This window comes from Curtobacterium sp. MCPF17_001 (assembly GCF_003234615.1).
Lineage (GTDB): Bacteria > Actinomycetota > Actinomycetes > Actinomycetales > Microbacteriaceae > Curtobacterium.
Window position 1 is genome coordinate 73200 of record NZ_QKSL01000010.1, and the last position, 25827, is coordinate 99026.

At 72.4% G+C, this 25827-nt stretch carries 17 protein-coding genes, 1 tRNA gene and 1 pseudogene; 11 read left to right on the forward strand and 8 right to left on the reverse strand.

Features of this window, described 5'->3' with window-relative positions:
- Nucleotides 1-9 precede the first annotated feature (9 nt).
- Nucleotides 10-1494: an aminopeptidase P family protein gene (locus DEJ24_RS10865; RefSeq protein ID WP_111078697.1), complete on the reverse strand. Its 1485-nt coding sequence runs from the start codon at nucleotides 1492-1494 to the stop codon at nucleotides 10-12.
- A gap of 162 nt (nucleotides 1495-1656) precedes the next feature.
- Between DEJ24_RS10865 and DEJ24_RS10870 the strand changes: the two genes are divergently transcribed.
- Nucleotides 1657-2529 carry a PHP domain-containing protein gene (locus tag DEJ24_RS10870; protein ID WP_111078652.1) on the forward strand — a complete coding sequence of 291 codons (873 nt, stop codon included), beginning with the start codon at nucleotides 1657-1659 and terminating at the stop codon, nucleotides 2527-2529.
- A gap of 237 nt (nucleotides 2530-2766) precedes the next feature.
- Here DEJ24_RS10870 and DEJ24_RS10875 read toward each other — a convergent pair whose 3' ends face one another.
- Nucleotides 2767-4320, reverse strand: a complete 1554-nt coding sequence (locus DEJ24_RS10875; RefSeq protein WP_111078698.1) for a DEAD/DEAH box helicase — start codon at nucleotides 4318-4320, stop codon at nucleotides 2767-2769.
- Between the two features lie 84 nt (nucleotides 4321-4404).
- On the opposite strand from DEJ24_RS10875, the gene DEJ24_RS10880 reads away from it, so the two are divergent.
- Nucleotides 4405-5118, forward strand: coding sequence for a ferritin-like domain-containing protein (locus DEJ24_RS10880; RefSeq protein ID WP_258366129.1), 714 nt, complete (start codon nucleotides 4405-4407; stop codon nucleotides 5116-5118).
- Between the two features lie 105 nt (nucleotides 5119-5223).
- Here DEJ24_RS10880 and DEJ24_RS10885 read toward each other — a convergent pair whose 3' ends face one another.
- Together DEJ24_RS10885 and DEJ24_RS10890 are read right to left on the reverse strand one after the other, a co-directional pair.
- Nucleotides 5224-5520 carry a hypothetical protein gene (locus DEJ24_RS10885; protein WP_110903263.1) on the reverse strand — a complete coding sequence of 99 codons (297 nt, stop codon included), beginning with the start codon at nucleotides 5518-5520 and terminating at the stop codon, nucleotides 5224-5226.
- Between the two features lie 10 nt (nucleotides 5521-5530).
- Nucleotides 5531-5755, reverse strand: a complete 225-nt coding sequence (locus DEJ24_RS10890) for a DUF3107 domain-containing protein (RefSeq protein ID WP_110903262.1) — start codon at nucleotides 5753-5755, stop codon at nucleotides 5531-5533.
- Between the two features lie 141 nt (nucleotides 5756-5896).
- Between DEJ24_RS10890 and DEJ24_RS10895 the strand changes: the two genes are divergently transcribed.
- Both DEJ24_RS10895 and DEJ24_RS10900 read left to right on the forward strand, forming a co-directional pair.
- The gene (locus tag DEJ24_RS10895; RefSeq protein WP_146245975.1) at nucleotides 5897-9052 is read left to right on the forward strand and encodes a UrvD/REP family ATP-dependent DNA helicase; all 3156 of its coding nucleotides are present in this window, start codon (nucleotides 5897-5899) and stop codon (nucleotides 9050-9052) included.
- Between the two features lie 86 nt (nucleotides 9053-9138).
- Nucleotides 9139-12384 (forward strand): ATP-dependent DNA helicase, encoded by a 3246-nt coding sequence (locus DEJ24_RS10900; protein ID WP_375334704.1) that lies wholly within the window; start codon nucleotides 9139-9141, stop codon nucleotides 12382-12384.
- A gap of 51 nt (nucleotides 12385-12435) precedes the next feature.
- On the opposite strand, the gene DEJ24_RS10905 is transcribed toward DEJ24_RS10900, so the two are convergent.
- Nucleotides 12436-13434: a phosphotransferase gene (locus DEJ24_RS10905; protein WP_110903384.1), complete on the reverse strand. Its 999-nt coding sequence runs from the start codon at nucleotides 13432-13434 to the stop codon at nucleotides 12436-12438.
- Nucleotides 13435-13515: 81 nt separating this feature from the next.
- Here DEJ24_RS10905 and nudC point away from each other — a divergent pair, with 81 nt between their 5' ends.
- Nucleotides 13516-14451, forward strand: coding sequence for an NAD(+) diphosphatase (nudC, locus tag DEJ24_RS10910; RefSeq protein WP_111078655.1), 936 nt, complete (start codon nucleotides 13516-13518; stop codon nucleotides 14449-14451).
- Nucleotides 14448-16193: an ATP-dependent helicase gene (locus DEJ24_RS10915; protein WP_181436587.1), complete on the forward strand. Its 1746-nt coding sequence runs from the start codon at nucleotides 14448-14450 to the stop codon at nucleotides 16191-16193. Before nudC ends, DEJ24_RS10915 begins: the two co-directional genes overlap by 4 nt.
- On the opposite strand, the pseudogene DEJ24_RS17320 reads toward DEJ24_RS10915, so the two are convergent.
- Nucleotides 16144-16941: pseudogene (locus DEJ24_RS17320) on the reverse strand (TOMM precursor leader peptide-binding protein); the annotation flags it as partial. The gene DEJ24_RS10915 and the pseudogene DEJ24_RS17320 sit on opposite strands and share 50 nt — an antisense overlap.
- A 119-nt stretch (nucleotides 16942-17060) precedes the next feature.
- Nucleotides 17061-18497, reverse strand: a complete 1437-nt coding sequence (locus tag DEJ24_RS10925; protein ID WP_111078656.1) for a zinc-dependent metalloprotease — start codon at nucleotides 18495-18497, stop codon at nucleotides 17061-17063.
- 103 nt (nucleotides 18498-18600) lie between these two features.
- Here DEJ24_RS10925 and DEJ24_RS10930 point away from each other — a divergent pair, with 103 nt between their 5' ends.
- From DEJ24_RS10930 to DEJ24_RS10940, 3 genes are all read left to right on the forward strand, one after another.
- Nucleotides 18601-19710, forward strand: a complete 1110-nt coding sequence (locus DEJ24_RS10930; RefSeq protein ID WP_258374634.1) for a PDZ domain-containing protein — start codon at nucleotides 18601-18603, stop codon at nucleotides 19708-19710.
- 163 nt (nucleotides 19711-19873) lie between these two features.
- Entirely contained in the window at nucleotides 19874-22924 is a 3051-nt protein-coding gene (locus tag DEJ24_RS10935) for a UPF0182 family protein (RefSeq protein WP_258374795.1), read from the forward strand.
- Between the two features lie 63 nt (nucleotides 22925-22987).
- Nucleotides 22988-23064: transfer RNA gene (locus DEJ24_RS10940), tRNA-Met, on the forward strand.
- A 201-nt stretch (nucleotides 23065-23265) separates the two neighbouring features.
- Here the strand turns inward: DEJ24_RS10940 and DEJ24_RS10945 are convergent.
- Complete coding sequence (locus DEJ24_RS10945) at nucleotides 23266-24207, reverse strand: aldo/keto reductase (RefSeq protein WP_111078658.1); 942 nt, start codon at nucleotides 24205-24207, stop codon at nucleotides 23266-23268.
- Between the two features lie 99 nt (nucleotides 24208-24306).
- Here DEJ24_RS10945 and DEJ24_RS10950 point away from each other — a divergent pair, with 99 nt between their 5' ends.
- A complete protein-coding gene (locus DEJ24_RS10950; RefSeq protein ID WP_111078659.1) occupies nucleotides 24307-24903 on the forward strand; it encodes a TetR family transcriptional regulator in 597 nt (198 codons plus the stop codon).
- A gap of 70 nt (nucleotides 24904-24973) precedes the next feature.
- Nucleotides 24974-25789, forward strand: a complete 816-nt coding sequence (locus tag DEJ24_RS10955) for a carbon-nitrogen hydrolase family protein (protein ID WP_111078660.1) — start codon at nucleotides 24974-24976, stop codon at nucleotides 25787-25789.
- The last annotated feature ends 38 nt before the right edge of the window (nucleotides 25790-25827 follow it).

Sequence of the window (25827 nt, forward strand, 5' to 3'; positions counted from 1 at the left end):
AGGCCCAGGCTAGCGCGGAGTGCGGGCGATCCACCCCTCCACTTCCGAGGGGGTCCGGGGGATGTGCACCGAGAGGTTCTCGGCACCGTCCTCGGTCACCAGGACGTCGTCCTCGATGCGGACACCGATGCCGCGGAACTCCTCTGGCACGGTCAGGTCGTCCTGCTGGAAGTACAGCCCGGGCTCGATCGTGAAGACCATGCCGGGCTGCACGATGCCGTCGAGGTACATCTCACGCCGGGCCTTGGCGCAGTCGTGCACGTCGAGACCGAGGTGGTGGCTCGTGCCGTGCACCATGTAGCGGCGGTGGAACTGGTTCTCCGGCAGCAGCGACTCGTCGGCGGAGACCGGCAGGAAGCCCCACTCGGCCGTCTTCCGGGCGATGACCTGCATGGCGGTCGCGTGGACCTCACGGAAGGTGATGCCGGGCTTGACGATCGCGAACGCCGCGTCGGCAGCCTCCAGGACGGCCTCGTAGACCATCCGCTGCACGGGGGAGAACGTGCCGCTGACCGGCAGCGTGCGGGTGATGTCGGCCGTGTAGAACGAGTCGACCTCGACCCCGGCGTCGATGAGGATGAGGTCGCCCGGCTGCACGGCGCCGTCGTTCCGCGTCCAGTGCAGGATGCAGGCGTGGTGACCGGCCGCCGCGATCGTGTCGTAGCCGACCGTGTTGCCGTCGGCGCGGGCACGGCGGTTGAAGGTGCCCTCGACGATGCGCTCACCGCGGGGGTGCGCCAGGACGGCGTCGAAGTCGGCGATCACGTCGTCGAAGCCGTGCTGCGTGGCGTCGACGGCCTTGCGCAGCTCGTTGACCTCGTACGCGTCCTTCACCAGGCGGAGTTCGGACAGGTCGCGGGAGAGCACGTCCGCCGTCGCCGGGGCGTCGTCCTGCTCCTCCGCGCCGCCGACCGTCGCACCCAGACGCTCGTCGAGCGCGCGCGTGAACTCGGTGTCGGCGTCGCGGACGACCAGCACCGAGGCGTCGAGCCCGTCGAGGACGCCGTCGAGCTCCCCGAGGTCGGCCGTCGCCAGTCCGAGGTCGGCGGCGACCTCGGACAGGGAGGGGCGCGGGCCGACCCAGAACTCGCCGATCTCGGGGTTGGCGTAGAACTCCTCGGAGTCGCGGCCGGCGGTCGCACGGAAGTAGAGCGTGGTGTCGTGTCCGCTGCCGTTCGGCGTGAGGACCAGCACGGAACCGACGACGGTGTCCGTGCCCCACCCGGTCAGGTGCGCGAAGGCGGAGAGCGGGCGGAACGGGTAGTCGCAGTCGTTCGAGCGGACCTTCGCCTGCCCGGCGGGGATGACGAGCGTCCGGCCGGTGTGCAGCTCGGAGAGCCGCGCACGACGCGCGGCAGCGAAGGCGGACTGTTCACGGGGCGCCGGGAGCGGACGCTCGCGCTCCGCCCAGTTCGACGCGATGTGGTCCTTGAAGACGGACGAGCCGGGAGTGGTGGAGCGGTTGCTCGTCGCGCGGGGAGTGGTGTCGGCCATGCGTCCCATCATCCCACCGCTCCACCGATCAGGCTCCGGCGCCGCCGTCCGCACACGCTCCCCGCCGGAGTCGACCGCGCTCATGGCGGCCGGACCCTCGTGGCCGACCCGCGTCTGTGAACGGCGTCCGACCGGCTGGTGACCTGTGGATAGCATTGCGGCGTGCCTGATCCGTTCATCGACCTGCACGCTCACTCGAGCGTCTCCGACGGCACCGAGCGCCCGGCGGACCTCGTCCGGGCTGCGGCGGCCAGCGGCCTCGACGGCGTCGCCCTGACCGACCACGACACCACCGCGGGGTGGCACGAGGCGACCGAAGCGGTCCGGCAGCTCCCGATGACGCTGGTGCCAGGGCTGGAGCTCAGCACCCGGATCGGCTGGCGGAGCGTGCACGTCCTCGGCTACCTGGTCGACCCGCAGGACCCGGGCCTGGTCGCCGAGACCACCGCGATCCGCGACGGCCGCCTGACCCGCGCCCGCAGCATGGTCGACGCCATCGGCCGCGACCACCCGATCACCTGGGACGACGTCCTGGCCGAGTCGAGCGAGGGGGCGACGATCGGTCGCCCGCACATCGCCGACGCCCTGGTCCGACTCGGCCTCGAGACCGATCGCAGTGCGGCGTTCCGTGGCATCCTGCACCCGTCCTCCGGCTACTACGAGCCGCACGATGCCCCGACCCCGCTGCGTGGTGTCGAGCTCATCCGTGCAGCTGGTGGCGTCCCCGTGATCGCGCACCCGGCGGCGTCCTCGCGCGGGATCGTGATCGACGAGCCGATGCTCCGCGAGCTCGTCGACGCGGGTCTCGCCGGTCTCGAGGTCGACCACCGCGAGAACCAGGCGCACGGCAAGCGGACGCTCCTGGACTGGACCGAGCAGTTCGGGCTCGTCGTCACGGGGTCGAGCGACTACCACGGCGAGGGCAAGCCGAACCGCCTCGGCGAGCACCGCACGGCACGTCGTTCGTTCGACGCGATCGTCGAGCAGGCGACCGGCAGCGCGCCCGTCGTCGGCCCGGGTTCGCGCCTGTTCTGACGCGCCGGCCTGACGTGCCGGCCTGACGCGCCCGACCTGACCCGGTCCTGCGGACCGGCCCCGGGCCTCCCGTCCGGCGGCGCGGTGCGCGACGGAGACGCGAAAGCGACAGATCGCGCGAGGAAACCGGCGCAGATCTGTCGCTTTCGCGCACCACCCCGCCGCAGAGCCGCCAGCGGGCCCGGGAACGACGACGGCCCCGTCACCGGGGTGACGGGGCCGATCGGTCTGGAGGCGCTACTCGCCGTCCGAGGAACCCTGCGGGCTCGAGGCGGTCGCCTCGGACGAGCCGCTGCCGCCACGACGGCGACGACGGCGGCGACGCTTCTGCGTGCCGTCGCCCGACTCGTCACCGGCGGGGGAGGACGGCGCACCGTCGGCCGGGGTGGTGGCGGCCTGCGTGGTGGGGTCCTCGGCGGGAGCAGTGCGCTCCGCCGCCGGACGGTCACCCGAGGTGCGACGCGAGCCGGACTGCTCGGAACCGGCGGACCGGCTGCGGTTGCGCGACCGGGACTCACCGGCGCTGCCGGAACGCGAGCCGGAGCCGGAGCCCGACCGCGAGCCGGCGGACGACTTCTCGGTACCGGCGGTCGCCGCGTGCGACGTGGTGCCGGGCAGGCGGCCCTTGGTGCCGGTCGGGATGTCCAGGTCGGTGAACAGGTGCGGCGACGACGAGTAGGTCTCGACGGGCTCGGGGATGCCGAACTCGAGTGCCTTGTCGATCAGCGTCCACTTGTGCAGGTCGTCCCAGTCCACGAACGTGACCGCGATGCCGGTCTTGCCCGCACGACCGGTGCGGCCGGCGCGGTGCAGGTACGTGTCCGGGTCGTCCGGGATCGTGTGGTTGATGACGTGCGTGACGTCGTCCACGTCGATGCCGCGGGCGGCGACGTCCGTCGCGATGAGGACGTCGCGCTTGCCGGCCTTGAAGGCGGCCATCGCGCGCTCGCGCTGCTCCTGGTTGAGGTCACCGTGGACGGCGGCGGCGTTGAAGCCGCGGTCCTTCAGCTCCTCGACGATGCGGGCGGCGGCGCGCTTCGTGCGGGTGAAGATGACGGTCTTGCCGCGACCCTCGGCCTGCAGGATGCGGGCGATGACCTCGTCCTTGTCCAGGGAGTGGGCGCGGTAGATGACGTGCTTGATGTTCGCCTGCATCAGACCCTCGTCGGGGTCCGTCGCGCGGATGTGCACCGGACGCGACATGAAGCGGCGGGCGAGCGCGACGATCGGTGCCGGCATCGTCGCCGAGAAGAGCATCGTGTGCCGGACCTCGGGGACCGCCTGGAAGATGCGCTCGATGTCGGACAGGAACCCGAGGTCGAGCATGCGGTCGGCCTCGTCGAGGACGATCTCCTGCACGTGCGAGAGGTCGAGCAGGCGCTGCCGCTGCAGGTCGATGAGACGCCCGGGCGTGCCGACGACGATCTGCGCGCCGGCCTTGAGCTGTTCGACCTGGCCCTCGTACGCCTTGCCGCCGTAGATGGAGACCAGCTTCGTCGGACGGTTGACCATCGCGGACTCGAGGTCCTCGCTCACCTGCACGGCGAGTTCACGGGTCGGGACGACGACGAGCGCCTTCACACCCGGTGCGGGGTCGGCGCCGATGCGCTGGATCAGCGGCAGGCCGAACCCGAAGGTCTTACCGGTGCCGGTCTTGGCCTGACCGATGATGTCCTGGCCGGTCAGGGCGAGCGGGATCGTCTGCTGCTGGATCGGGAAGGGCTCGATGATGCCCTTGCTCGCGAGCGCATCGACGATGTCCTGCTCGATCTGGAGTTCTGAGAAAGTCAAGAAGTTCACCCTGTTCGTGGGGAGGAGTCCGGGCCAGTCTACCGACGTGCCGGAGGGGGATCACCCGACCCGTATGCTGGGCGGGTGGTGTCGTGGTGGAACCGGAAGCGTGCTGGGCAGCTCGCTGCAGCCTGGCTCGCGTCGCGGAACCCGCGCAGCGGGACCGTCGAGCGTCTGCAGCTGGACGACGTCAGCCCGGAGCTGGACGTCTACCTCGGCCAGGCCGCCTACCTGCAGCTGTCGCTGTACGAGACCATGGGCCGTGCCGGCGCCGGTGCGCCGACGCTCTCGGGCCGTCTGGTCACCGGGGTGCTCGCGACGACCGCTCTCGAGCGGCACCGTGCCATCGTGGCCGAGATCGAGCGCGGCGGCAAGGAGCCGGCCGATCTGATGGCCCCGCACCGGGACGCGATCGACCGCTTCCTCGAGCGCACGAGCGGTGCGGACTGGTACGAGTCGATGCTCACGGGGTACGTCACCGCCGGCATCCTCAACGACCTGTTCGCGAACCTGCTGCGCTCGCTGCCGATCGACGTCCGGCAGCGCCTGCGCACGGTGTTCGACACCCGGGAAGAGCCCGCCGTGGTCGAGGAACTCACCGCCCGCATCGACGAGGACCCCGTGGTGGCGTCCCGTCTGGCGATGTGGGGCCGGCGGCTCGTGGGTGACACACTGCTGGTCGCCCGGTCGGCGCTGGCCTCCCATGCTCGGGAGGACCAGGAGCGGCTCGAGCCGGTCTGGACCGAACTCATCGCCGCGCACACGCGCCGGATGGACGCGCTCGGCCTGACGGCCTGAGCGGCGCGGTGGCAGCGGTCCGGCCCCACCACAGCGATCCGCCAGCGCCGCAACAGGTCGACACAGCGATCTGCCAGCGCCGCGACAGGTCGACGCAGGAGTGCCTCAGGCCCCCTGCTTGACCATCCGCTCGTAGTGCGCCTCGTCGGCTGCGCTGCGACGACGGCCGAACACGACCTCGACGACGAGCGCGACGACGCCGGCACCCACCAGGGCGACGACCCAGATCCACGTCCCGCCGTACGACCAACCGGCCCAGGTCAGGACCTCCCACAGGACGGCCGCGACGATGCCGCCGACCACGGGGCCGATCAGCACCCCGCGGGTCGTGCGCCAGGGCACGACGACGTGGGCGACCGCCCCCAGGAGGATCCCGCCGAGGACGGCGAAGAGGAGCTCCATGCGGGGAGCGTCAGGCGAAGAAGCCGATGCGGCGGGACTCTTCCGAGCCCACCTCGACGTACGCGAGCGATGCGACCGGCACGATGAAACGGCGGCCCTTGTCGTCCTTGAGGGAGATGTGCGTCGCCTTGGCTGCGAGGGCGTCCGACACGGCGGTCTCGATCTCGTCGGCGGTCTGTGCCGTCTCGAAACCGATCTCGCGGGGGCTGTTGATGATGCCGATCTTGATGTCCACGACCTCACCCTAGTCGAGCGCCACCGGCCGGCCCCGAGCGTTCGCCGCGGGCGCACGAGGCGTTCGCCGCGGGCCGACGAGGGCATCCACAGCCCGGCGCGGGCGGCCCGCGATGTCGGCCGCGGTGGGTACCGTACGAGCGTGCCACCGACCACCCTGATGCCCGCGCCGGACCTCGGCTCGGTCGCGCGCGCACTGGTCGACGACCCGGCGCAGCAGGCCGTGCTGACCCTGCCCGACGGGGTGCACGCGGCGGTCATCGGCGCCCCGGGGACCGGCAAGACGAGCACGTTGACCCGACTGGTGGCCGATCGGTACACCCGCCCCGGTGCCGTCGACCCGGCAGGGCACGCGACCGTCCTCGCGCTCACGTCGGCGCGCGTCGCCGCGACCGCGCTCCGTGACCGTCTGGCCGCCGCGGTGGACCGGGTCACGCCGGGCGCCCTGGCCCGCACGGTCAACTCCCTCGCCTTCCAGGTGGTCGCGCACGCGGCGGCCGCACAGGGGCAGGACGCACCGACCCTCCTGACCGGCGGTGAACAGGACCGGATCATCGCGGACCTCCTGGACGGTCACGAACTCGACGGCACGGGTCCGGACTGGCCGGCACCGATCACCGAGGTGGTCCGCGAGCGTGCGGGCTTCCGGACCGCGCTCCGCGACCTCATGATGCGGGCGGTCGCCGCCGGCATCGAACCCGACGACATGCGGGAGCTCGGCGACGACACCGGACACCCCGAGTGGAGCGCCGCTGGCGACTTCGTGGACGAGTACCGGGCGGCCGTCACGGCGTTCCGGTCGACGAGCCTCGACGCTGCCGAACTCGTCGCCTTCGCCACCGCAGCCGTGCTCCGCGGCGAACTGCCACCGGCCGTCGCCGCACTGCGCCTGGTGGTCGTCGACGACGTGCAGGAACTCGTCGAGGGCGAGATCGCGTTGCTCGGCGCCCTGGCCCGCTCCGGTGTGCAGGTGGTGGCGTTCGGCGACCCCGACATCGCCGCCTCCGCGTTCCGCGGCGGCGTGCCCGACGTGCTCGGCCGGCTCGGCCCGCGCCTCGGGGTCGCGCACGTGCAGGAGATCGTGCTCGGCACCGTGCACCGGCACGCCGCGCCGGTCCGCGCGCTGGTCACCGGCATCACCGGGCGCATCGGCACGGCCGCCGCCGGTCGCCAGCGTGCAGCCCTCGCCCGGGAGGCCCGTGGCCGCTCCGACGCGGTCCTGCACCTCGAAGCACCCAGCCGTTCAGCGATGGTGGCCGCGGTGGCGAGACGCCTCCGCGAACACCGGCTGCTCGACGGCGTCCCGTGGCACCGGATGGTCGTCGTCACCCGCAGCGGTGCGGCGATCCCCGAACTGGTCCGGGCGCTCTCGGTGGCGGAGGTCCCCGCCACGGCCGGCGCCGCGCCGACCCGTCCGCATGACGACACGGCGTCCCGGACGCTGGTCGACGCCGCCGCCGTCGCGCTCGGGGTCGTGCCGCTCGACGCCGACCTGGCGACGTCCTTCGCGACCGGGCCGCTGGGAGGGCTCGACACCCTGGCGATCCGTCGGCTCCGCCTGGCGCTCCGCCGTGAGGAGCTGGCCGGTGGCGGGACCCGCACGGCCGACGAACTGCTCGTCGACGCGCTGGGCGCCCCGGAACGCCTGGCCACGATCGACGCCGCCTTCGCCCGACGTGCGATGCGGCTCGCGACGAGCTTCGTGACCGCACGGCAGGACGCCGAGTCGGGTGCGAGCATCGAGGAGATCCTCTGGGGCCTCTGGGAACGCAGCGGTCTGGCCGGTGTGTGGCGGTCGCAGTCCGTCGCCGGCGGGGTCGGCGCGGCCGAGGCGGACCGGCACCTCGACGCGGTCGTCGGGCTGTTCACCGCCGCCAAGCGCTTCGTCGAGCGGACTCCGGACGCCCCCGCCCGGGTGTTCGTCGACGACCTCCTCGGTGCGGACCTGCCGGAGGACTCCATCGGGCCGGACCGGACCGCCGGACGGGTCCGCGTGCTGACCCCCTCGGCCACCGTCGGACTGGAGTGCGACGTCGTGGTGGTGACGGGCCTCCAGGACGGCGTCTGGCCGAACACCCGCGTCCGCGGCAGCCTGCTCGACCCCGACGGGCTGGTGCGGGCGGCGGCGGGGATCCCGCACTCGCCGACGGACGACCGCGCCGCGGTGATCGGCGACGAACTCCGCCTGTTCGCGCGGGCGGCGTCCCGCGCGACGACGCAGGTCGTCATCGCCACGGTCGCGAACGACGACGAGTCACCCTCGCCCTTCGTGCGGCTGGTGCCGGTGCCGCCGGACCGGCAACCGTCGGCGCACCCGCTGTCGTTGCGCGGGCTCGCCGGGTCACTCCGCCGCCGGGTGGTGGCGACCGGGGACCATGAGGCAGCCTCAGCGCTGGCCCGGCTCGCGGCCGAGGACGTGCCCGGCGCGGCCCCCGACGACTGGTACGGCATCGTCGAACCGACGACGGACGCGCCCCTCGTCGACCTGGCTGCCGAATCGGTGGTGCCCGAGGACGGTGACGAGCCGGTCCCGCCGACGGTGGCGGTGTCGCCCTCCCGGATCGGCACCTTCGAGGAGTGCCCGGTGCACTGGTTCGCGCAGACGTTCGGCGGCGGTGCGCCGAGCCCGGCGATGGGCATCGGCACGATCGTGCACGAGGCCATGGAACACGCGACCGACGTCGACGTGGAATCGCTGTGGCACCGGGTCGAGGAACGCTGGGACGAGCTGGTCTTCGAGTCGCCGTGGGTCGCGGACCGCGAGCGCGCGCGCACCCGACGGATGATCGAGGGCCTCAGCGACTACCTGCGCACCTTCGCCAGCGCGGGTCGACGGGTGCTCGGGGCCGAGGCCTCGTTCGCGCTCGTGACCGGGCCGGCCCGGGTCCGCGGGAGCATCGACCGCATCGAGGTCGACCCCGACGGCCGGATCAGCATCGTCGACCTGAAGACCGGCCGGTCCATGCCGAGTGAGAAGAACGACATGCCCGGACACCCGCAGCTCGCTGCCTACCAGCTCGCCGTCGCCGACGGGGCGGTCGAAGGTGTGCCGGAGGGAGCGGAGACCACGGACGCCCGCCTCGTCTTCGTGCAGAACCCGAAGGGCGCGCACGCGTACTCCGAGCGGACGCAGCGGGCCCTCGACCCGGAGTCACGCGAGGCCTACCGGGAACGCCTGCACACCGTGGCACGCGGCATGGCGGGACGGACGTTCCTGGCCAACGTCGACGACCACTGCGACCGGGCACGCACCGGCACCGAGTGCCGGATCCACGTGGTGGGGGAGGTCACCTGGTGAGCGACGAGACCACGGTGGACGAGACGGCTGCGTCCGTCGCAGCGTCCTCGGCTGCGGCCCCCGCGTCCGCACCGACCGGAGGCGCGGTGCCGGATGCGCGCCCGGCCCGCCGCCGGTACGGGGCCGACGAGATCGCCGACGCCCTCGGCAAGCCCCGGCCGACCGAGCAGCAGCGCGCCGTGATCGAGTCGCCGCTCGCCCCGGCCCTCGTCGTCGCGGGTGCCGGCAGTGGGAAGACCGAGACGATGGCCTCCCGCGTCGTCTGGCTGCTCGCGAACGGGTTCGTGCAGCCTGACCAGGTGCTCGGGCTGACCTTCACCCGGAAGGCCGCCGGGGAGCTCGGCGTCCGCATCAACGACCGGATCGGTGCGCTCGAGGACGCCGGGCTCATCGAGGCCGGGGACGCCTTCCTCGCCCCGACCGTGTCCACCTACAACGCCTTCGCGAACGCCGTCTTCCGTGAGAACGCCCTGCTCGTCGGGCGGGACGGCGAATCCCAGGTGCTCACCGAACCCTCCGCGTGGCAGCTCGCCCGACGGGTCGTCGTCAGCGCGCGTGACGACCGGCTGGTGGGCCTCGACCGCAACGTCGACACGATCACCGCCGCGGTCGTCGCGCTCGCCGGGGCGGCGTCCGAGCACCTCGTCGACCCGGCCGACCTCCGCCGCTTCTCGATCGACTTCGGGGAGCTGCTCGAGCTGCCCGGCTCGAGCCGCGGCACGCCCTACCGGGCCGTCACGGACGCCGTCGCCGCGGTCGGGTCCCTGGAGCCGCTCGCCGACCTGGTCGAGGAGTTCCGCCGCCAGAAGGTCGACCGCGGGTTCGTCGAGTTCTCCGACCAGATCGCCCTGGCGCTCGCCGCCGCCGACGCTGCTCCGCGGGTGGCCGCCGACCTGCGCTCGCGGTTCGCCGTGGTGCTGCTCGACGAGTACCAGGACACCTCGGTCGTGCAGACCCGGTTCCTGGCACGGCTGTTCCGGGACCACCCGGTGATGGCGGTCGGGGACCCGCACCAGTCCATCTACGGCTTCCGCGGCGCGAGTGCCGCGAACCTCGCGCGCTTCCCCGCCGACTTCGGGGACGCCTCGGGCGACCCGGTCGTCACCTACGCCCTGTCGACCAGCTGGCGGAACCCGGTCGACGTGCTCGCCGCCGCGAACGCCGTCGTCGAGCCGCTCTCGAGCGCGTCCGAGGTCCAGGTGGAACGCCTCGCACCGCGGCCCGGCGCCGATCGCGGCACGGTCAGCGCGGTGTTCCCGGAGACCCTGCCCGAAGAGGCCGACGCGGTGGCCGCCTGGTTCGCGGACCACCGGACGCGGAACCCCGGCGGGTCGATGGCGCTGCTGCTCCGTGCCCGGAAGGACCTGTCCGCCTTCACGGCGGCGCTCGGGGTCCGGGCCGTGCCGTACCACGTGCTCGGGACCGGCGGACTGCTGCAGCGACCGGAGATCGTCGACCTGGTGGCGTGCCTCCGCGTGCTGCACGACCCGGCCGCGGGCAACGACCTCATCCGGTTGCTCGCCGGTGCCCGGTGGCGGATCGGGGCAGCGGACATCGTCGCGTTGCACGGCCTGGCCCGCTGGCTGTTCGGCCGCGACCACACGCACCGACGGCTCGACGACGAGGTCACGGCGGCGTTCCGGGCATCGGTCGCGGCGGGGGAGCACGGGTCCGTCGTCGACGCCCTCGACTTCGTCACGACCGCACCGGACGACCACTCCGCGCTCGCCGACATCAGCCCGGCCGGACGGGAGCGCATGCGGGCCCTCGGGGCGCAGCTGTCCTCGTTGCGAGCCCGTGCCGGCGGCGACCTGGTCGACTTCGTCACGCTCGTCGTGCAGGAGATGCGGCTGGACATCGAGGTCACCGCGCACGAGCAGGGCGGCTCGGCGTACCTCGACGCCTTCGTCGACGAGCTCAGCGGCTTCGTGCAGACCGACGACCGGGCCGACCTCGGGGCGTTCCTCGGGTGGATCGACGCCGCCGCCCGTCGCGACGACATGGGGCCGCGGTCCGAGGAACCCGAGGGCGGCACCGTCCAGATCCTCACCATCCACGGGTCGAAGGGGCTCGAGTGGGACGCCGTCGCCGTGCCCCGCATGGTCGAGGGCGGACTGCCGGCCCGGCCACAGGAGGGCTCGACCGGCTGGCTCGGCTTCGGTCGGCTGCCGTACGAGTTCCGCGGCGACGCCGACGAACTGCCCCGCCTGCACTGGCGCGGGCAGGAGACCCAGAAGGACGTGGTCGACGCGATCGACGCCTTCAAGGACGAGGTCAAGGCCCGGAACGAGGACGAGGAACGCCGCCTCACCTACGTCGCGCTGACCCGGGCGAAGCACGAGCTGCTCGTCAGCGGGTCGTCGTGGTCGACCGGCGTGAAGCCGACCGCACCGAGCCGGTACCTGCACGACCTGGTCGACGCCGGAGTGCTCGACGCGGGCCGCATCCCGGACGGCACCGCGCACGAGACGAACCCGCTCGGGGACCAGGGCGCGTCGCAGACGTGGCCGCACGTGCCCTTCGGCTCCCGCGGGCCCCGTGTGCTCGCCGCCGCCGACCGGGTCCGGAACGCGAACCCCGGTGCCGCCGGTCGCTACGCCGCGGACATCGAGCTGCTGCTGGCGGAACGCCGGGCCTCCCGGTCGGCCGCGCACCAGGTCGTCGTCCCGCACCGGGTACCGGCGTCCGGCTTCAAGGACTACCTCGGCGAACCGGACCGGGTGGCCGAGCGGCTGCGTCGGCCGATGCCCGAGCGGCCGTACCGCGCGACGCGCCTCGGCACCCTGTTCCACCAGTGGGTCGAGCAGCGCGCACGGGGTGGGGCGCCGGCGGCGCTCGGCGGATGGGACGGCGGGTTCGACGCGTGGGACGGCGAACTCGACGCCGATCCGGATGAGACGACCGCAGGCGGTCCGGCCTCCGCTGGTGAGGTCCCGGTGAGCGACGACGACGCCCGACGGCTGGCCGACTTCCAGGACACCTTCGCCCGCTCACGGTGGGCGGGGCTGACCCCGGTCGAGGTCGAGCGCGAGATCCACATCCCGTTCCTCGGGCACAGCGTCGTCTGCAAGCTCGACGCCGTCTACGAGATCGACGGACGCATCGAGGTCGTCGACTGGAAGACCGGCAAGGCCCCGAGCGGTGCGGACGACCTGGACCGCCGGCAGTTGCAGCTCGCGCTGTACCGCGTCGCGTACGCGGAGTTCACCGGTCGGCCGATCGAGGACGTCGACGCGGTGTTCTACTTCGTCGCCGACGACCTCGAGGTCCGACCGTCGTCGCTGCTCGATCGTGCCGGACTGGAGCGCGCCTGGCGCGAGGCGATCGGCTGACGCTGGTCGGGCCTCCCGGCCGTCCCGCGGGCCGGGCCTGTGCCCGCCGCGTCAGCTGTGGCGGCGCTCGGTGGACGAGAGCAGCTGCTCGACCTCGCCGATCTCCATCGTCTCCGGCGACACCGCCTGCAGCGGCGCGGCGGACGGGGCGTGCACGGCCTCGGCGAGGCGGTGCATCATCGCGACGGCGTCGTCGACGACCTCGGTGCTCTTGACCTGCACACCGTGCAGCAGCCACTGCGCCGTCTCGAGTTCGTGGTGCACGCGTGCACGCTGCCCGAGCTGCCGGTCACGGCCGCCGCCACCGGCGGTGTAGGCGCTGAGGACGGTGTCGAACGCCTCACGGCGTCCGGCGAGCACCCACGCCAGGTCCTTCGCCGGGTCGCCGAGACGCAGCTCGCCCCAGCCGAGGACCCCGGTGACGTCGTCGCCGCGGACCAGGATCGAGTCGAGGCCGAGCGACCCGTGCACGACCGTGGGCGTGAACTGCCACAGCTGCTGGTCGCGGGCGGCGCCCTCCCAGCGTTCCCGGAGCGCGTCCGGCACCAGCTTCGTCGCGACGGCCCGGTCCATCACGGACACCGCGGACCGCAGCACCTCGAAGGGGGTGAGGGACGGCAGGCCGGCGTCGGTGACGAAGCTCGTCGGCAGGACGTGCAGTGCGGCGATCGCCCGGCCGACGCTGGTGGCGAGCTCGGGCCGGTCGGTCAGGTCACGGAGCGCGGGGTGCTCGCCCTCGACGTAGGAGGTCAGGATGGCTCGGGTCGACCCGATGGGTGCCTGGCCGCGGTACTCCGGGACGGCGAACGGGAGGCGCGTGCGGATCCCGGCGCTCAGGGCGCGGATCGCGACGAGGTCGGCGGACTGACGCGCTTCCGCCCGCTGGTTCCGGGGCCGGCGGATCGCCGAGGACCGTCCGTCGACGTCGCGGACGACGGCCGACTCGTAGTCGCCACCGGCCACCGAGCCGAGCGTGCGTGTGCCGGTCAGGACCAGTCCGGGCACGGCCGTGGTCGCCAACGCGGCTAGAGTGAACTGCGATCCCGCCATGCCCAACAGGGTAGGTCCGCGGCGCATCCGATCGGTGCGCGCCACGCTGACCCGGGACGTGTCGACCACCAGGAGATCCGTGTGACCGTGGAGTTCGCCGCCCGGCTGCCGCTCGCCCGCAACGAGCTCGACCGCGACGCGGAGCACCGTTCCACGCCCGACCTCGAGCGGGTGCTGCGCGCCGACCCGACCACCCGCTTCCTGCCCGTCCACGGCGGCGCGATGCTGCGGAACGCCGACGGCACGCTGCGGTTCGTCGACGCCGACCAGGTGCCGGACGACGCCACCCTGCTCTACCTCGGTCGTGCGGTCAGCGACGCCCCGGACGCCCCGGCGGGCACCCGCTTCGTCGCGGCGCTCGTCGACGACGCGGCGGCCGCCCGGATCGAACCGGACACCGACGCGTGGGAGAACCTCCGCATGTTCGGCACCGAACTCTCCGCCCGCGACCAGGGCCTGGCGGTCGAGGCCGTCGCGATGGCGAACTGGCACGCCGTGCACGGGTTCTCGCCGCGAACCGGTTCGCCGACCGAGTCCACCGTGGGCGGCTGGGTCCGCCGCGACCCCGAGGGCCACCAGCACTTCCCCCGCACCGATGCCGCGATCATCGTCGGGATCACCGACGGGCAGGACCGGATCCTGCTCGGCTCGAACGCCGCCTGGGACGCGAACCGGTACTCGTTGCTCGCCGGGTTCGTCGAGCCGGGGGAGTCCCTCGAGGACGCCGTCCGCCGCGAGGTCTTCGAAGAGGCCGGCGTCACCATCGAGGAGCCCGAGTACCTCGGCTCGCAGCCGTGGCCGTTCCCCGCGTCGCTGATGGTCGGGTTCCGTGCCCGGGCGGTCGACGGCGACCCGTCCACCGCCCGCCCCGACGGGGTGGAGATCATCGACGTCCGCTGGTTCTCGCGGGACGAGATCCGCGACCAGGCCGGGAAGACCGTCCTGCTGCCCGGCCGGACCTCCATCGCCCGCGTGATCATCGAGGAGTGGTACGGCGGGCCGCTCGACCTGCCGTGACCCTCGCAGCCGGTCCCGCCGACCCGACGACCCCGTCGCCGGACGCCCTGCTCGCCGCGCTCGACGCGGAGCAGCGCACCGTCGCCCGGACGCTCCTCGGGCCGGTCGCGGTCCTGGCCGGCGCCGGCACGGGCAAGACCCGGGCGATCACCCACCGGATCGCCTACGGCGTCGCGACCGGCACCTACTCGCCGAACCACGTCCTGGCCCTGACCTTCACCACCCGCGCGGCCGGTGAGCTGCGCTCCCGGCTGCGTGCCCTGGGCGCCGGAGCCGTGCAGGCCCGGACGTTCCACGCGGCGGCGATGTCGCAGCTCGGGTACTTCTGGCCGGACACCGTCGGCGGCCACGCCCCCGGCCTGGTGGAGTCGAAGGGCCGGGTGATCGCGCACGCGGCCGACACGATCGGCCTGCGGGTCGACACCCCGACCCTGCGGGACCTGGCCGGCGAGGTCGAGTGGCGGAAGGTGCAGCGGCTCACCTACGACGAGTACGAGGCGGCCGCACCCGAGCGCACCATGCCACGGGACACCTCGCCGTCGCGGGTCGTCGACCTGATGCGCGCCTACGAGCGGCTCAAGGACGACCGCCGACAGATGGACTTCGAGGACGTGCTCCTGCTGACCCTCGGCATGGTGGAGTCCGAGCCCCGGGTGGCGTCCTACGTCCGGCAGCAGTACCGGGTCTTCGTGGTGGACGAGTACCAGGACGTCTCGCCCGTGCAGCACGACCTGCTCCGGGCCTGGCTCGGCGGTCGGGACGACCTGTGCGTCGTCGGGGACGCCAGCCAGACGATCTACTCGTTCACGGGAGCGTCGAGCCGCTACCTGCTCGGTTTCGGGTCGGAGTTCCCGCGCGCGTCCGTCCTCCGGCTCGAGCGGAACTACCGGTCCACTCGGGAGGTCGTGCACGCCGCGAACGCCCTGATGCGCGGGCAGCCGGGAGCGCTGGACCTCGTCGCGCAGGAGACCACGCCCGGACCCGACCCGGTCGTGCTGCCCTGCGTGCACGACGGTGACGAGGCCGCGACCATCGCCCGCCGGATCGCCGAACTGGTGACCGGCGGTGCCGCGTACGGCGACTGTGCGGTGCTGTTCCGCGTCGGCGCACAGTCCGCCGCGATCGAGTCGGCGCTCGCCCGCAACGGGATCCCGTACCGGGTGCAGGGCGGCAAGCGCTTCTTCGACCGGCCGGAGGTCAAGCTCGCGGTGCACCACATGCGCGGCGAGGCGGTCCGGCAGACCGACGACGAGCTGCTGCGACGTGTGGAGCTCGTCCTGCAGATCAGCGGCTGGACCCGCACCGCGCCCGAGGGCACCGGAGCGGTCCGTGAGCAGTGGGAGGCCCTGCAGGCGATCATGCAGCTCGCCGAGGCAGCGCCCGCCGGCACGACCATGCAGCAGTTCACCGCCGACCTGGTCGACCGCGCGGCAACCCACCACGAGCCGGAGCTCGACGCCGTCACGCTCGCGACGCTGCACTCGTCGAAGGGCCTGGAGTGGCCGCACGTGGTGCTCGCCGGCGTCGCCGAGGGGTTGCTGCCCATCTCGTACGCGACCACCGACGACGGCATCGACGAAGAGCGTCGGCTGTTCTACGTCGGCATCACCCGTGCTCGTCGTTCCCTGACCATGACGTGGTCGGCGCAGGGCTCGTCACGGGGCGGACCCCGGGTGGCGAGTCGGTTCCTGGCAACGATCGGCACGCACACCGCGGATGCGGAGCGACCCACCGGCGCGTGACCGACAGGTCGGTCCGGTCGAACACCAGCTGCTCGGCGTCCGGCCGCTGCACCACCAGGGGGAGTCGGTCGAGGACCGAACGGGTCACCGTCGCCGCGACGGTCGCCGCGCGCCACGGTGACAGCGCCGCCGCCGGTCGCCCCCACACCTGCGCCGCGATCGCCGGCCACGCGGGGTCCGCATCGGTGCGCTCGAGCTCCACGCACTGGAGGCACGGGCCGGCTCCCGGCACCAGGAACGGCCCGACGCGCACCCGGCCGTCCCCGACCACGACCGGCAGGTGCGGCACCGAGCGCCGGGTCCAGGCCGCGCGGACCGTCGGATCAGTGACGTGGTCGGCGACGAGGACCGCCAGCGCCGGAGGCGGGTCGGGCTCGGGCACCGGCCCGCCCCGCGGTGTGAGGGTCCGGACGACGGTCACACCGTCCCCGGTGAGCATCCGGTCGAGTTCGTCCGCGAGGGGACCGGCCCCGGCGACCTCGACCCGGGCGAGGGGTTCCGGCAGCATGTCGACGACCGCGGCGGCAGCGTCACCCAGGACGCGTGCGGCGGCGGCCGGTGCGCACCCGACGCTCCGAGCGAGCCCCGCCATCACGTCACGGGCGGTCTCGCGTCGCAGCGCGCAGAGGAACCGTTCCTCGGCCGTGGTCGGGACCGGCACCACGGCGCGTGGCGGGTCGACCCCGAGCTGCACGGTGCACGGGTCGCGCCACACGAACTCGAGCGACGGATCGATGCGGATGCCCATGTCGTCAACGCTGGCGCACCACGGACTCCGGCGGGCGGCGGGCAGCGGGATCTGTGGAGAACCCCCGGCGGACCGCCGGGTGTGGACGGGAGGCGGGATGCGCCTCCCGTCCGGGACGACTACTGCTGCTGCGGGCCGCCGATGGGGCCGCCGGTCGGGCCGTCAGCCGGGCCACCGGCGCTGCCGTCCTCGCCGGTCTCGTCGATCCCGCCCGCCTCGTCCTCGTGTGGACGGTCGTCCGTCGCATCGTTCAACAGGTCCTCGAGCGCACGGTCGAACGCGTCGTCCTCGGCGGACTGCGACGGGTCCCGCAGTCGGGCGACGAGCGACTCCGGAGCGTCGATGTCGTCCGAGCCGGGCACCAGGTCGAACGCGGCCCAGAGCGCGTCGCGCTGGTCGGCGCCGAGCTCGTCGGTCACGCGCTGCCACATCGCGGCGGCCTCGCGCAGTCGGCGGGGGCGGAGCTCCAGGCCGACCAGCGTGGCGAACGCCGACTCTGCGGGACCACCCGCGGCACGGCGGCGCCGGACCATCTCGGCGATCGCACCGGCGCGGGGGAGACGCGCGGTGGCGGCGGCGGTGACGGTGTCGACCCAGCCCTCGACCAGGGCGAGCATCGTCTCGAGCCGGGCGAGGGCGGCGTCCTGCTCGGGCGTCCGCGGCGGGATGAGCGCTCCGGAGGCCAGCGCGTCACGCAGCTGCTCCTGGTCGGTCGGGTCGATGCCGGAGAGCGATTCCTCGACCCGGTCGAACGGGATGTGGACGCCCTTCGCGTACTCGGTGATCGACGAGATGATGTGCAGGCGGAGCCAGCGGGCCGAGCGGAACAGCCGGGCGTGTGCGAGCTCGCGCACCGCCAGGTAGATGCGGACCTCGTCGACCGGGACGTCGAGCCCGTCGGCGAACTCGGCGACGTTCTGCGGCACCAGGGCGGCGACCTGTTCGTCGAGCAGCGGCACGCCGACGTCGCCGCCGGACACGACCTCTTTCGCGAGCTGTCCGACCACCTGGCCGAGCTGGATCGCGAAGAGGGCTCCACCGACACCGCGCATCGCCTTCGAGACGTCGCCGAGCATCGCCTTGAGCTCCTCCGGCGCGCGCTGGTCGATGGCCTCGGTGAGGGCGGTCGCGATGCTCGATGCGACGGGTTCGGCGATCTGCGACCACACCGGGGCCGTCGCCTTCGCCCACTGCTCGCGGGTGTAGACGCTCGGTGTGGCGGTCAGTTCCGCCACCGTGGTGACCTCGTCGAGCCAGAGGGCGGCGACCTGGAACGCCTGAGCCGACACCTGGGCGGTCGCGGGGTCGAGCGGCTCGGCGCCCTCCCGTGCGATGGCGGCGGCGCGGTCGGCCGTCACCGTGAAGTCGATGCCGTCCGACCCGGTCTGCGCGGCACGCTGGAGTTGGCTCATCAGTTCGGCGACGGCGGCGGGGTCGTTCGGCAGGCCGGCGGCACCGGCGAGCTGCGACGGGTCGATCTGCCCCTCGCCGGACAGGAGCTTGCGGAGCATCTCCTGGAAGTCGTCGTCCGGCCCCGGCTGCGGTTCATCAGGCATGCCGACTACGCTAACCGCTGCCCGCGGGCCCGGACCTGGGACCGGCCCGGGCATCCGCCCGGACGGCTGCGCCGTGGGCGAACAGCCTCCGGAAGGACCCTGCGTGACCCTCTTCGCCCCCGCTCCCCGTCGTCGTTCGCGATCGCGGACGGTCGGGTGGGTCTTCGTCGCCGGAGCCGTCGTGCTGGGTCTGGTCGCGAGCGTGCTGCCGAGCCCGTACGTCATCGAGATGCCCGGCCCGGTGTTCAACACGATCGGCACCCAGCGGCAGGGGACCGGCAAGGACGCGAAGGACGTCGAACTGATCCAGGTCGACGGACACCGCACGTACCCGACCTCCGGCGCGCTCGACATGCTCACGGTGAGCGTGCAGGGCACCGCGACCGAGCGGCCCTCGTGGACCAGCGTCGTCCGGGCCCTGTTCACGAAGTCGCAGGCGGTCGTGCCGGCCAGCGCGATCTACCCGCCCGGTACCTCGACCGACCAGGTCAACAAGCAGGACGCCGCCGACATGACGAACTCCCAGCAGTCCGCCGTGGCCGCCGCCCTGATCCACCAGGGGTACCGGATCCCGACCGAGCTCGAGGTCGGCAGCATCCAGGACGGCTCCGCGGCCCAGGGCGTGGTCCGCACCGGCGACGTCGTGACCGCCTTCGACGGGAAGTCCCTCCGCACCAACGCCGACGCGACGGTGCTCCGCGAGCTCGTCGCGGAGCACGGCACCTCGTCGCCCGCGACGGTCACGGTCGAGCGTGACGGCGCGACCCGCGAGCTCTCGCTGACGCCCCGCTCCGAGCAGGGCACGGCCCTGATCGGCGTCGGGGTCGTCGAGCACTACGACTTCCCCTTCGACGTCGACATCAGGCTCCAGGATGTCGGCGGCCCCTCGGCCGGCATGATGTTCGCGCTCGGGATCATCGACGAGATCACGCCGGGCAAGCTCAACGGCGGCCGACACGTGGCGGGCACCGGCACGATCACGGCCGACGGCGAGGTCGGGCCCATCGGCGGGATCCGCCAGAAGCTCTACGGGGCCGAAGCGGCCGGCGCCACCGTGTTCCTCGCGCCGAAGACGAACTGCGACGAGGTCGTCGGACACGTGCCGGCGGGCCTCGACGTCTACGCCGTCTCCACCCTCGACCAGGCGGTCACCGACCTGCAGACGATCGCCGCCGGCCGCAGCACCGCCGGTCTGGAGCGCTGCACGACCTGAACGTCCGGTCGGACGGGGGACGGGCCTCCCGGCCGGACGGGAGGAACGTGGCGACTTCCTGAGACGCGGCACAGGTTCACTGTCGGCCGGGGCGAATAGGATCGTCAGCACTGACGGCTCGGCCTGCCGGCGCCGCCGGTCCGACACGTCTGGAGCACAACAAGTGACGAACCCCTCGACCACCGCGGGACGGCGCTCGCCGCGAGTCCCGATCGTGGTCACGATCATCGTGCTGGCCGCACTGGTGATCGGCTTCTTCATCTTCGCCAGCCTCTACACCGACTACGCGTGGTTCACGCAGCTCGGGTTCGAGCGGGTCCTGACCACCAGGTGGCTCGCCGGGACGGCGATGTTCGTCGCCGGGTTCCTGGGCATGGCGGTCCCGGTGTGGCTGAGCATCACGCTCGCCTTCCGGTTCCGTCCGGTCTACGCGAAGCTCAACTCGCAGCTCGACCGCTACCAGCAGGTCATCGAACCGCTGCGCCGCGTCGTCATGCTCGGCATCCCCGCGGTGCTCGGCGTCTTCGCCGGTCTCGCGACGGCCCCGCGCTGGAGCATGGTGCTGGAGTACTTCAACCGCACGCCCTTCGGCAAGACGGACCCGCAGTTCGGTCTCGACATCGGCTTCTACGTCTTCGAGCTGCCGTTCTGGCGTGCCGTCGTGGCGTACTCGTCCGCGGTCGTCCTGATCGCCGGGCTCGCCGCCCTGGCCGCCACGTACCTGTACGGGGCGCTCCGCTTCGGTGGCCGCGAGGTCCGGATCTCGCGTGCCGCCCGTGTCCAACTCGCGGTCACGGCAGGCGTCTACATCGCCCTGCAGGCAGCCAGCCTGTGGCTCGACCAGTACGCCGCGTTGACCAAGGACAACTCGCTGATCACCGGTGCGCAGTACACCGAGGTGAACGCGACCATCCCGGGTCGCGAGATCATGGCCGGCATCGCCGCGATCGTGGCGATCCTGTTCATCGTGACGGCGGTCATCGGCCGCTGGCGCATCTCGATCGTCGGCACGGGCCTGCTCCTGGTCGCGGCGATCGTCATCGGCGGCATCTACCCGTGGATCGTCCAGCGCCTCCAGGTCGCACCGAGTGAGCGGTCGTTCGAGTCGGCGTTCATCCAACGGAACATCGACGCCACCAGGGACGCCTACGACGTCGCGGGCGTCAAGGAACGCGACTACGACGCGACCACCACGGCGACGTCGGGTGCGCTGTCGGAAGACGCTCAGACCACCGCGAACATCCGCATCATCGACCCGAAGATCGTCGCGGACACCTACAGCCAGCTGCAGCAGTACCGGCAGTACTACCAGTTCCCGGACCAGCTGGACGTCGACCGCTACCAGGTCGACGGGAAGACCGAGGACACCGTCCTGGCCGTTCGTGACATCGACCTCGACGGGCTCGGCTCGTCGGCGACGCAGTACAACCGCACGTTCGTCTACACCCACGGCTACGGCGTCGTCGCGGCGTACGGCAACCAGCGTGCCAGCGACGGCAAGCCGGTCTTCATCGAGTCGGGCGTCCCCGCCGGCGGCGACCTCGGCAAGTACCAGCCGCGCGTGTACTTCGGTGAGAACTCGCCCGCGTACTCGATCGTCGGGGCGCCGAAGGGCACCAAGGACGTCGAGCTGGACTACCCGTCCGGATCGGACGACAACGACGGCAACGCGACCACGACCTACGCGGCCGACGGTGGTCCGACGATCGGCAACTTCTTCAACCGTCTGGTCTACGCAGCCAAGTTCCAGTCCGAGCAGATCCTGCTCTCGAACGCCGTGAACGCGGACTCGCAGATCCTCTACGACCGTGACCCGGTGCAGCGCGTCGGCAAGGTCGCGCCCTACCTGAAGCTCGACAAGGACGCCTACCCGGCGATCGTCGACAACCGCATCCAGTGGGTCGTCGACGGGTACACCACGAGCAACGCGTACCCGTACTCGCAGAGCCAGAGCATGACGGACAGCATCAACGGCACCGACACCGGCAGCTTCCGCACCGACCAGGTGAACTACATCCGGAACTCGGTCAAGGCCACGGTCGACGCGTACACGGGCAAGGTCACGCTCTACGCCTGGGACACCACTGATCCGGTGCTGAAGACCTGGCAGAAGATCTTCCCGACGTCGCTGCAGCCGGTCTCCTCGATGAGCGCCGACCTGCTGTCCCACGTCCGCTACCCGACGGACCTCTTCAAGGTCCAGCGCAGCATCCTCGGCACCTACCACGTCACCAACGCCAACTCGTTCTACTCGGGCGACGACGCGTGGACGACCCCGGTCGACCCGACCTCGACGTCGACGAGCGCGGGTGACTCCGACTCGGCCGGCTCCGGCTCGGGGACGAACACGACCACGACGAACGCGCTCGGGACGCAGACCACCGCGACGAACCCGGATCAGCAGGACCCGTACTACCTGACGATGAAGGTCCCCGGCTCCGGCACGGCGTACTCGCTCTACAGCACGTACATCCCGAAGCAGAACTCGTCGTCGAACGCCCGGAACGTCCTGACCGGCTACCTGGCCGTCGGGTCGGACGCCAGTGGGGCGGGCAAGGGCAAGAAGGGCAAGGGCTACGGCAAGCTGACGCTGCTGACGATCCCGAAGACCGACAGCATCCCCGGGCCGTCCCAGGTGCAGAACCTGTTCAACTCGGACCCGACCGTGTCGCAGGAGCTCAACATCCTGAAGCGCGGGAACAGCACGGTGAAGCAGGGCAACCTGCTGACCCTGCCGGTGGGCGGTGGCTTCCTGTACGTCCAGCCGGTGTACGTGCAGTCCACCTCGAGTGGTTCGTACCCGCTGCTGCAGAAGGTCCTGGTGGCCTTCGGCGACAAGATCGCGTTCGAGGACACCCTCGACCAGGCACTCGACGAGCTCTTCGGCGGCAACTCCGGGGCGGCCGCGGGTGACTCCGGTGCCGCATCCGGTTCGGACTCGGCGGACACCGGGTCGGACGCGTCGACCGGTGGCAGCTCGACCGGTGGCAGCTCCACCGGCGGTGCGACGGGTGGCGCCACGGGTGGTTCGTCCGCGGGCAGCACGGACCCCGACGTGCAGCAGGCCCTCTCCGACGCCGACAAGGCACTCCGGGCTCGCGAGCAGGCGTACGCCGACAACGACCTGGTCGCGGCGGCCGAGGCCGACAAGCAGCTGCAGGAGGCCATCGAGGCCGCCATCGCCGCGGAGGGCAGCAGCGCCCCGCAGGGCTGAACACGCCGAGCGGGGTGCTCGATTTGGCACCCCGCTCGGGTCCGTGTAGTGTTTTCCATGTGCCGCGGGGTGGAGCAGTTCGGTAGCTCGCTGGGCTCATAACCCAGAGGTCGTAGGTTCAAATCCTGCCCCCGCAACCAATGCGACACAAGAAGCCCCGGTCCTCACGGACCGGGGCTTCTTCGCGTTCACCGCGGACTTGGTTGGCCGCGTTCGCTGTCCGGTACGGCGCGATCCCCGGCAGCGCCGAGGCGGCTGTGGTGACGGACGGGAGGCCCGGTGCCAGCTGGCACCGGGCCTCCCGTCCGTCACCGGGCCGAGTCGTGGCCTCGCGCTGTTCCTCAGCTCGTGGCGCGTGCGCCACGGACGCCGCGTCCGAGGACGTCGATGCGCGCGAGCTCGTCCGCGGACAGGGCCACCTCGGCGGCGGCGACGTTCTCCGCGACGCGCCGCGGGTTGCGCGACCCCGGGATCGGCACGATGTCGTCGCGCTGCGCGAGGATCCACGCGAGCGCGAGCTGGGAGAGCGAGATGCCCTTCTCGTCGGCGAGCTCGGTCAGGCCGCCGACGACCGCGGTGTTTGCGTCCCAGTGCTCGGGTGCCCACCACTCCAGCCACTGCCGGATGTCGTCCGCCGCGTACGCGCTCCGCGGCTGCACGGCTCCGCTGAGGAAGCCGCGCGCCAGGGGTGAGTACGCGACGAGGCCGATGCCGAGCTCGTCCACGACGGGGAACAGCTCCTCGGACTCGCGGGCGAAGACCGAGTACTCCGTCTGCAGCACGGAGATCGGATGGACCGAGTGTGCGCGGCGGATGTTCTCCGCGTCCGTGTTCGACAACCCGAGGTAGCGGACCTTGCCGGCCTGCACGAACTCCTGCATGACGCCGACGACGTCCTCGATCGGTACCCGGGGGTCGTGCACGTGCTGGTAGAGCACGTCGATCGAGTCGGTACCGAGGTTGCGCAGGCTCGCGTCGACGACCTGCCGGATGTGGTCGAGCTGCGAGTTCGGGGCGAAGGTGTCGGGCGTGAAGCCGAACTTCGTCGCGATGGTGACCTCGTCGCGGATCGGTGCGAGGGCGGCGCCGAGCAGGCGTTCGCCCGTCCCCCACCCGTAGAGCTCCGCGGTGTCGAAGTGGGTCACGCCGAGTTCGTGGGCGTGCCGGATCGCGGTGATCGACTCGGTGTCGTCGCCGGGCCCGTACGCGAAGGTCGTCCCCATCGCGCCGTAGCCGATCGCGCTGACGACGAGGCCCTGTCGTCCGAGTGTGCGTTGCTGCATGTCGTTCTCCTCTCGAGTGGATGTCTGTTGGCACACTACGCCGAGCCTGGCAGAGACTGTCAAGTACGGCTCATCCTGTCATCGCGGTAGACTCGCCCCATGAGCGAGACGACGACGCCGACGCGGAACGTCCTGCGCGACATCACGCGCGACGCCGTCCGGGCGCGCATCGCCGCGGTGGCCATCGCCCGCTTCGACGCGGACGGCTTCGACCGGGTCACCGTCGAGCAGGTGGCGGCCGAGGCAGGGATCTCGGCTCGGAGCTTCCACCGGTACTTCCCGGCGAAGGAGGACGCGGTCATCGGCGATCCGGCACGACACCGGGACGCCCTCGCCGCGGCGTTCCGGGACCAGCCGGACGAGGAGCCCGTCTGGACGGCCCTGCGCGAGTCCTTCGCGACGATGCTCGTGCACGGCGGCGACGACCCGGAGACCGGGCGTCGTTCCGTCCGGGTGATGACGAGCACACCGTCGCTCCGTGCGCGGAACCTGGAGAAGCACCAGGCGTGGGCCGAGGCGCTCACGCCACTGGTCGCCGATCGTCTCCGCGGGACGGACACCGACCTGCGTGCCCGGACGATCGTGCAGGCGGCGCTCGCGTGCTTCGACGTGTCGATCACGACCTGGGCGACGGGCGACGACGACGTGGTCGCGATCCTGCGGCGGTCGTTCAACGTCCTCGCCGTCCGGGGCTGACGGGCCGACGTCCGGAGCCGACGGGCCGACGTCCGGGGCCGCCGGGCGGACGTGCGGTTACCCTGACACCGTGACGACCCTGACGATCGCGGCAGCCCAGTTCGCCCCCGTGGACGACCCCGCGGCGAACCTCGAGGCCGTGCGGGCGGCCGCGGTCGACGCGGTGGCCCGGGGTGCGCGGCTCCTGGTCACCCCCGAGTACACGTCGTACTTCACCCCGGAGATCGACGACCGCTTCGTCGCCGCAGCCCAACCGCTCGACGGTCCGTTCGTGACGGGGCTCCGCCGGATCGCGCGCAGCACCGGGATCGCGCTCGTGGTCGGCGTCGCCGAGGCGGGGCAGAGGGCGGACCGCTTCCGCAACACCCTCGTGGCGATCGCTCCGGACGGTTCGCTCGTCAGCACGTACCGGAAGGTGCACCTCTACGACGCCTTCGGCTCCCGCGAGTCGGACCACATCGAGCCCGGCGATCCGGAGCAGCTGCCGGTGTTCACGTTCGACGGCGTCCGGGTCGGGCTGGAGACCTGCTACGACCTGCGTTTCCCCGAGGTCACGCGCCGCCTGGCGGCCCCCGAGGACGGTGCTGCCGATGTGGTGGTCGTCCCGGCGGAGTGGGTGCGCGGGCCGGGCAAGGAGCACCACTGGCGGACGCTGCTCACGGCGCGGGCGATCGAGAACACGGTGTGGGTGCTCGGCGTCGGGCAGGCGCCGCCCGTCGGCATCGGGGGATCGGTCGCACTCGACCCCACCGGCACCGCCGTCGCCGCGCTCGGGGCCGAGCCCGGGCTGCTCGTCACGACCGTCGACACCGCGGTCACCGAGCGGGTGCGGACCGTCAACCCGTCCCTGTCACTCCGTCGGTACGACGTGCGCGCGCGGGGCTGAGGGCGACAGCGCAGGCTGGCCACCGACGCCGACGGGTC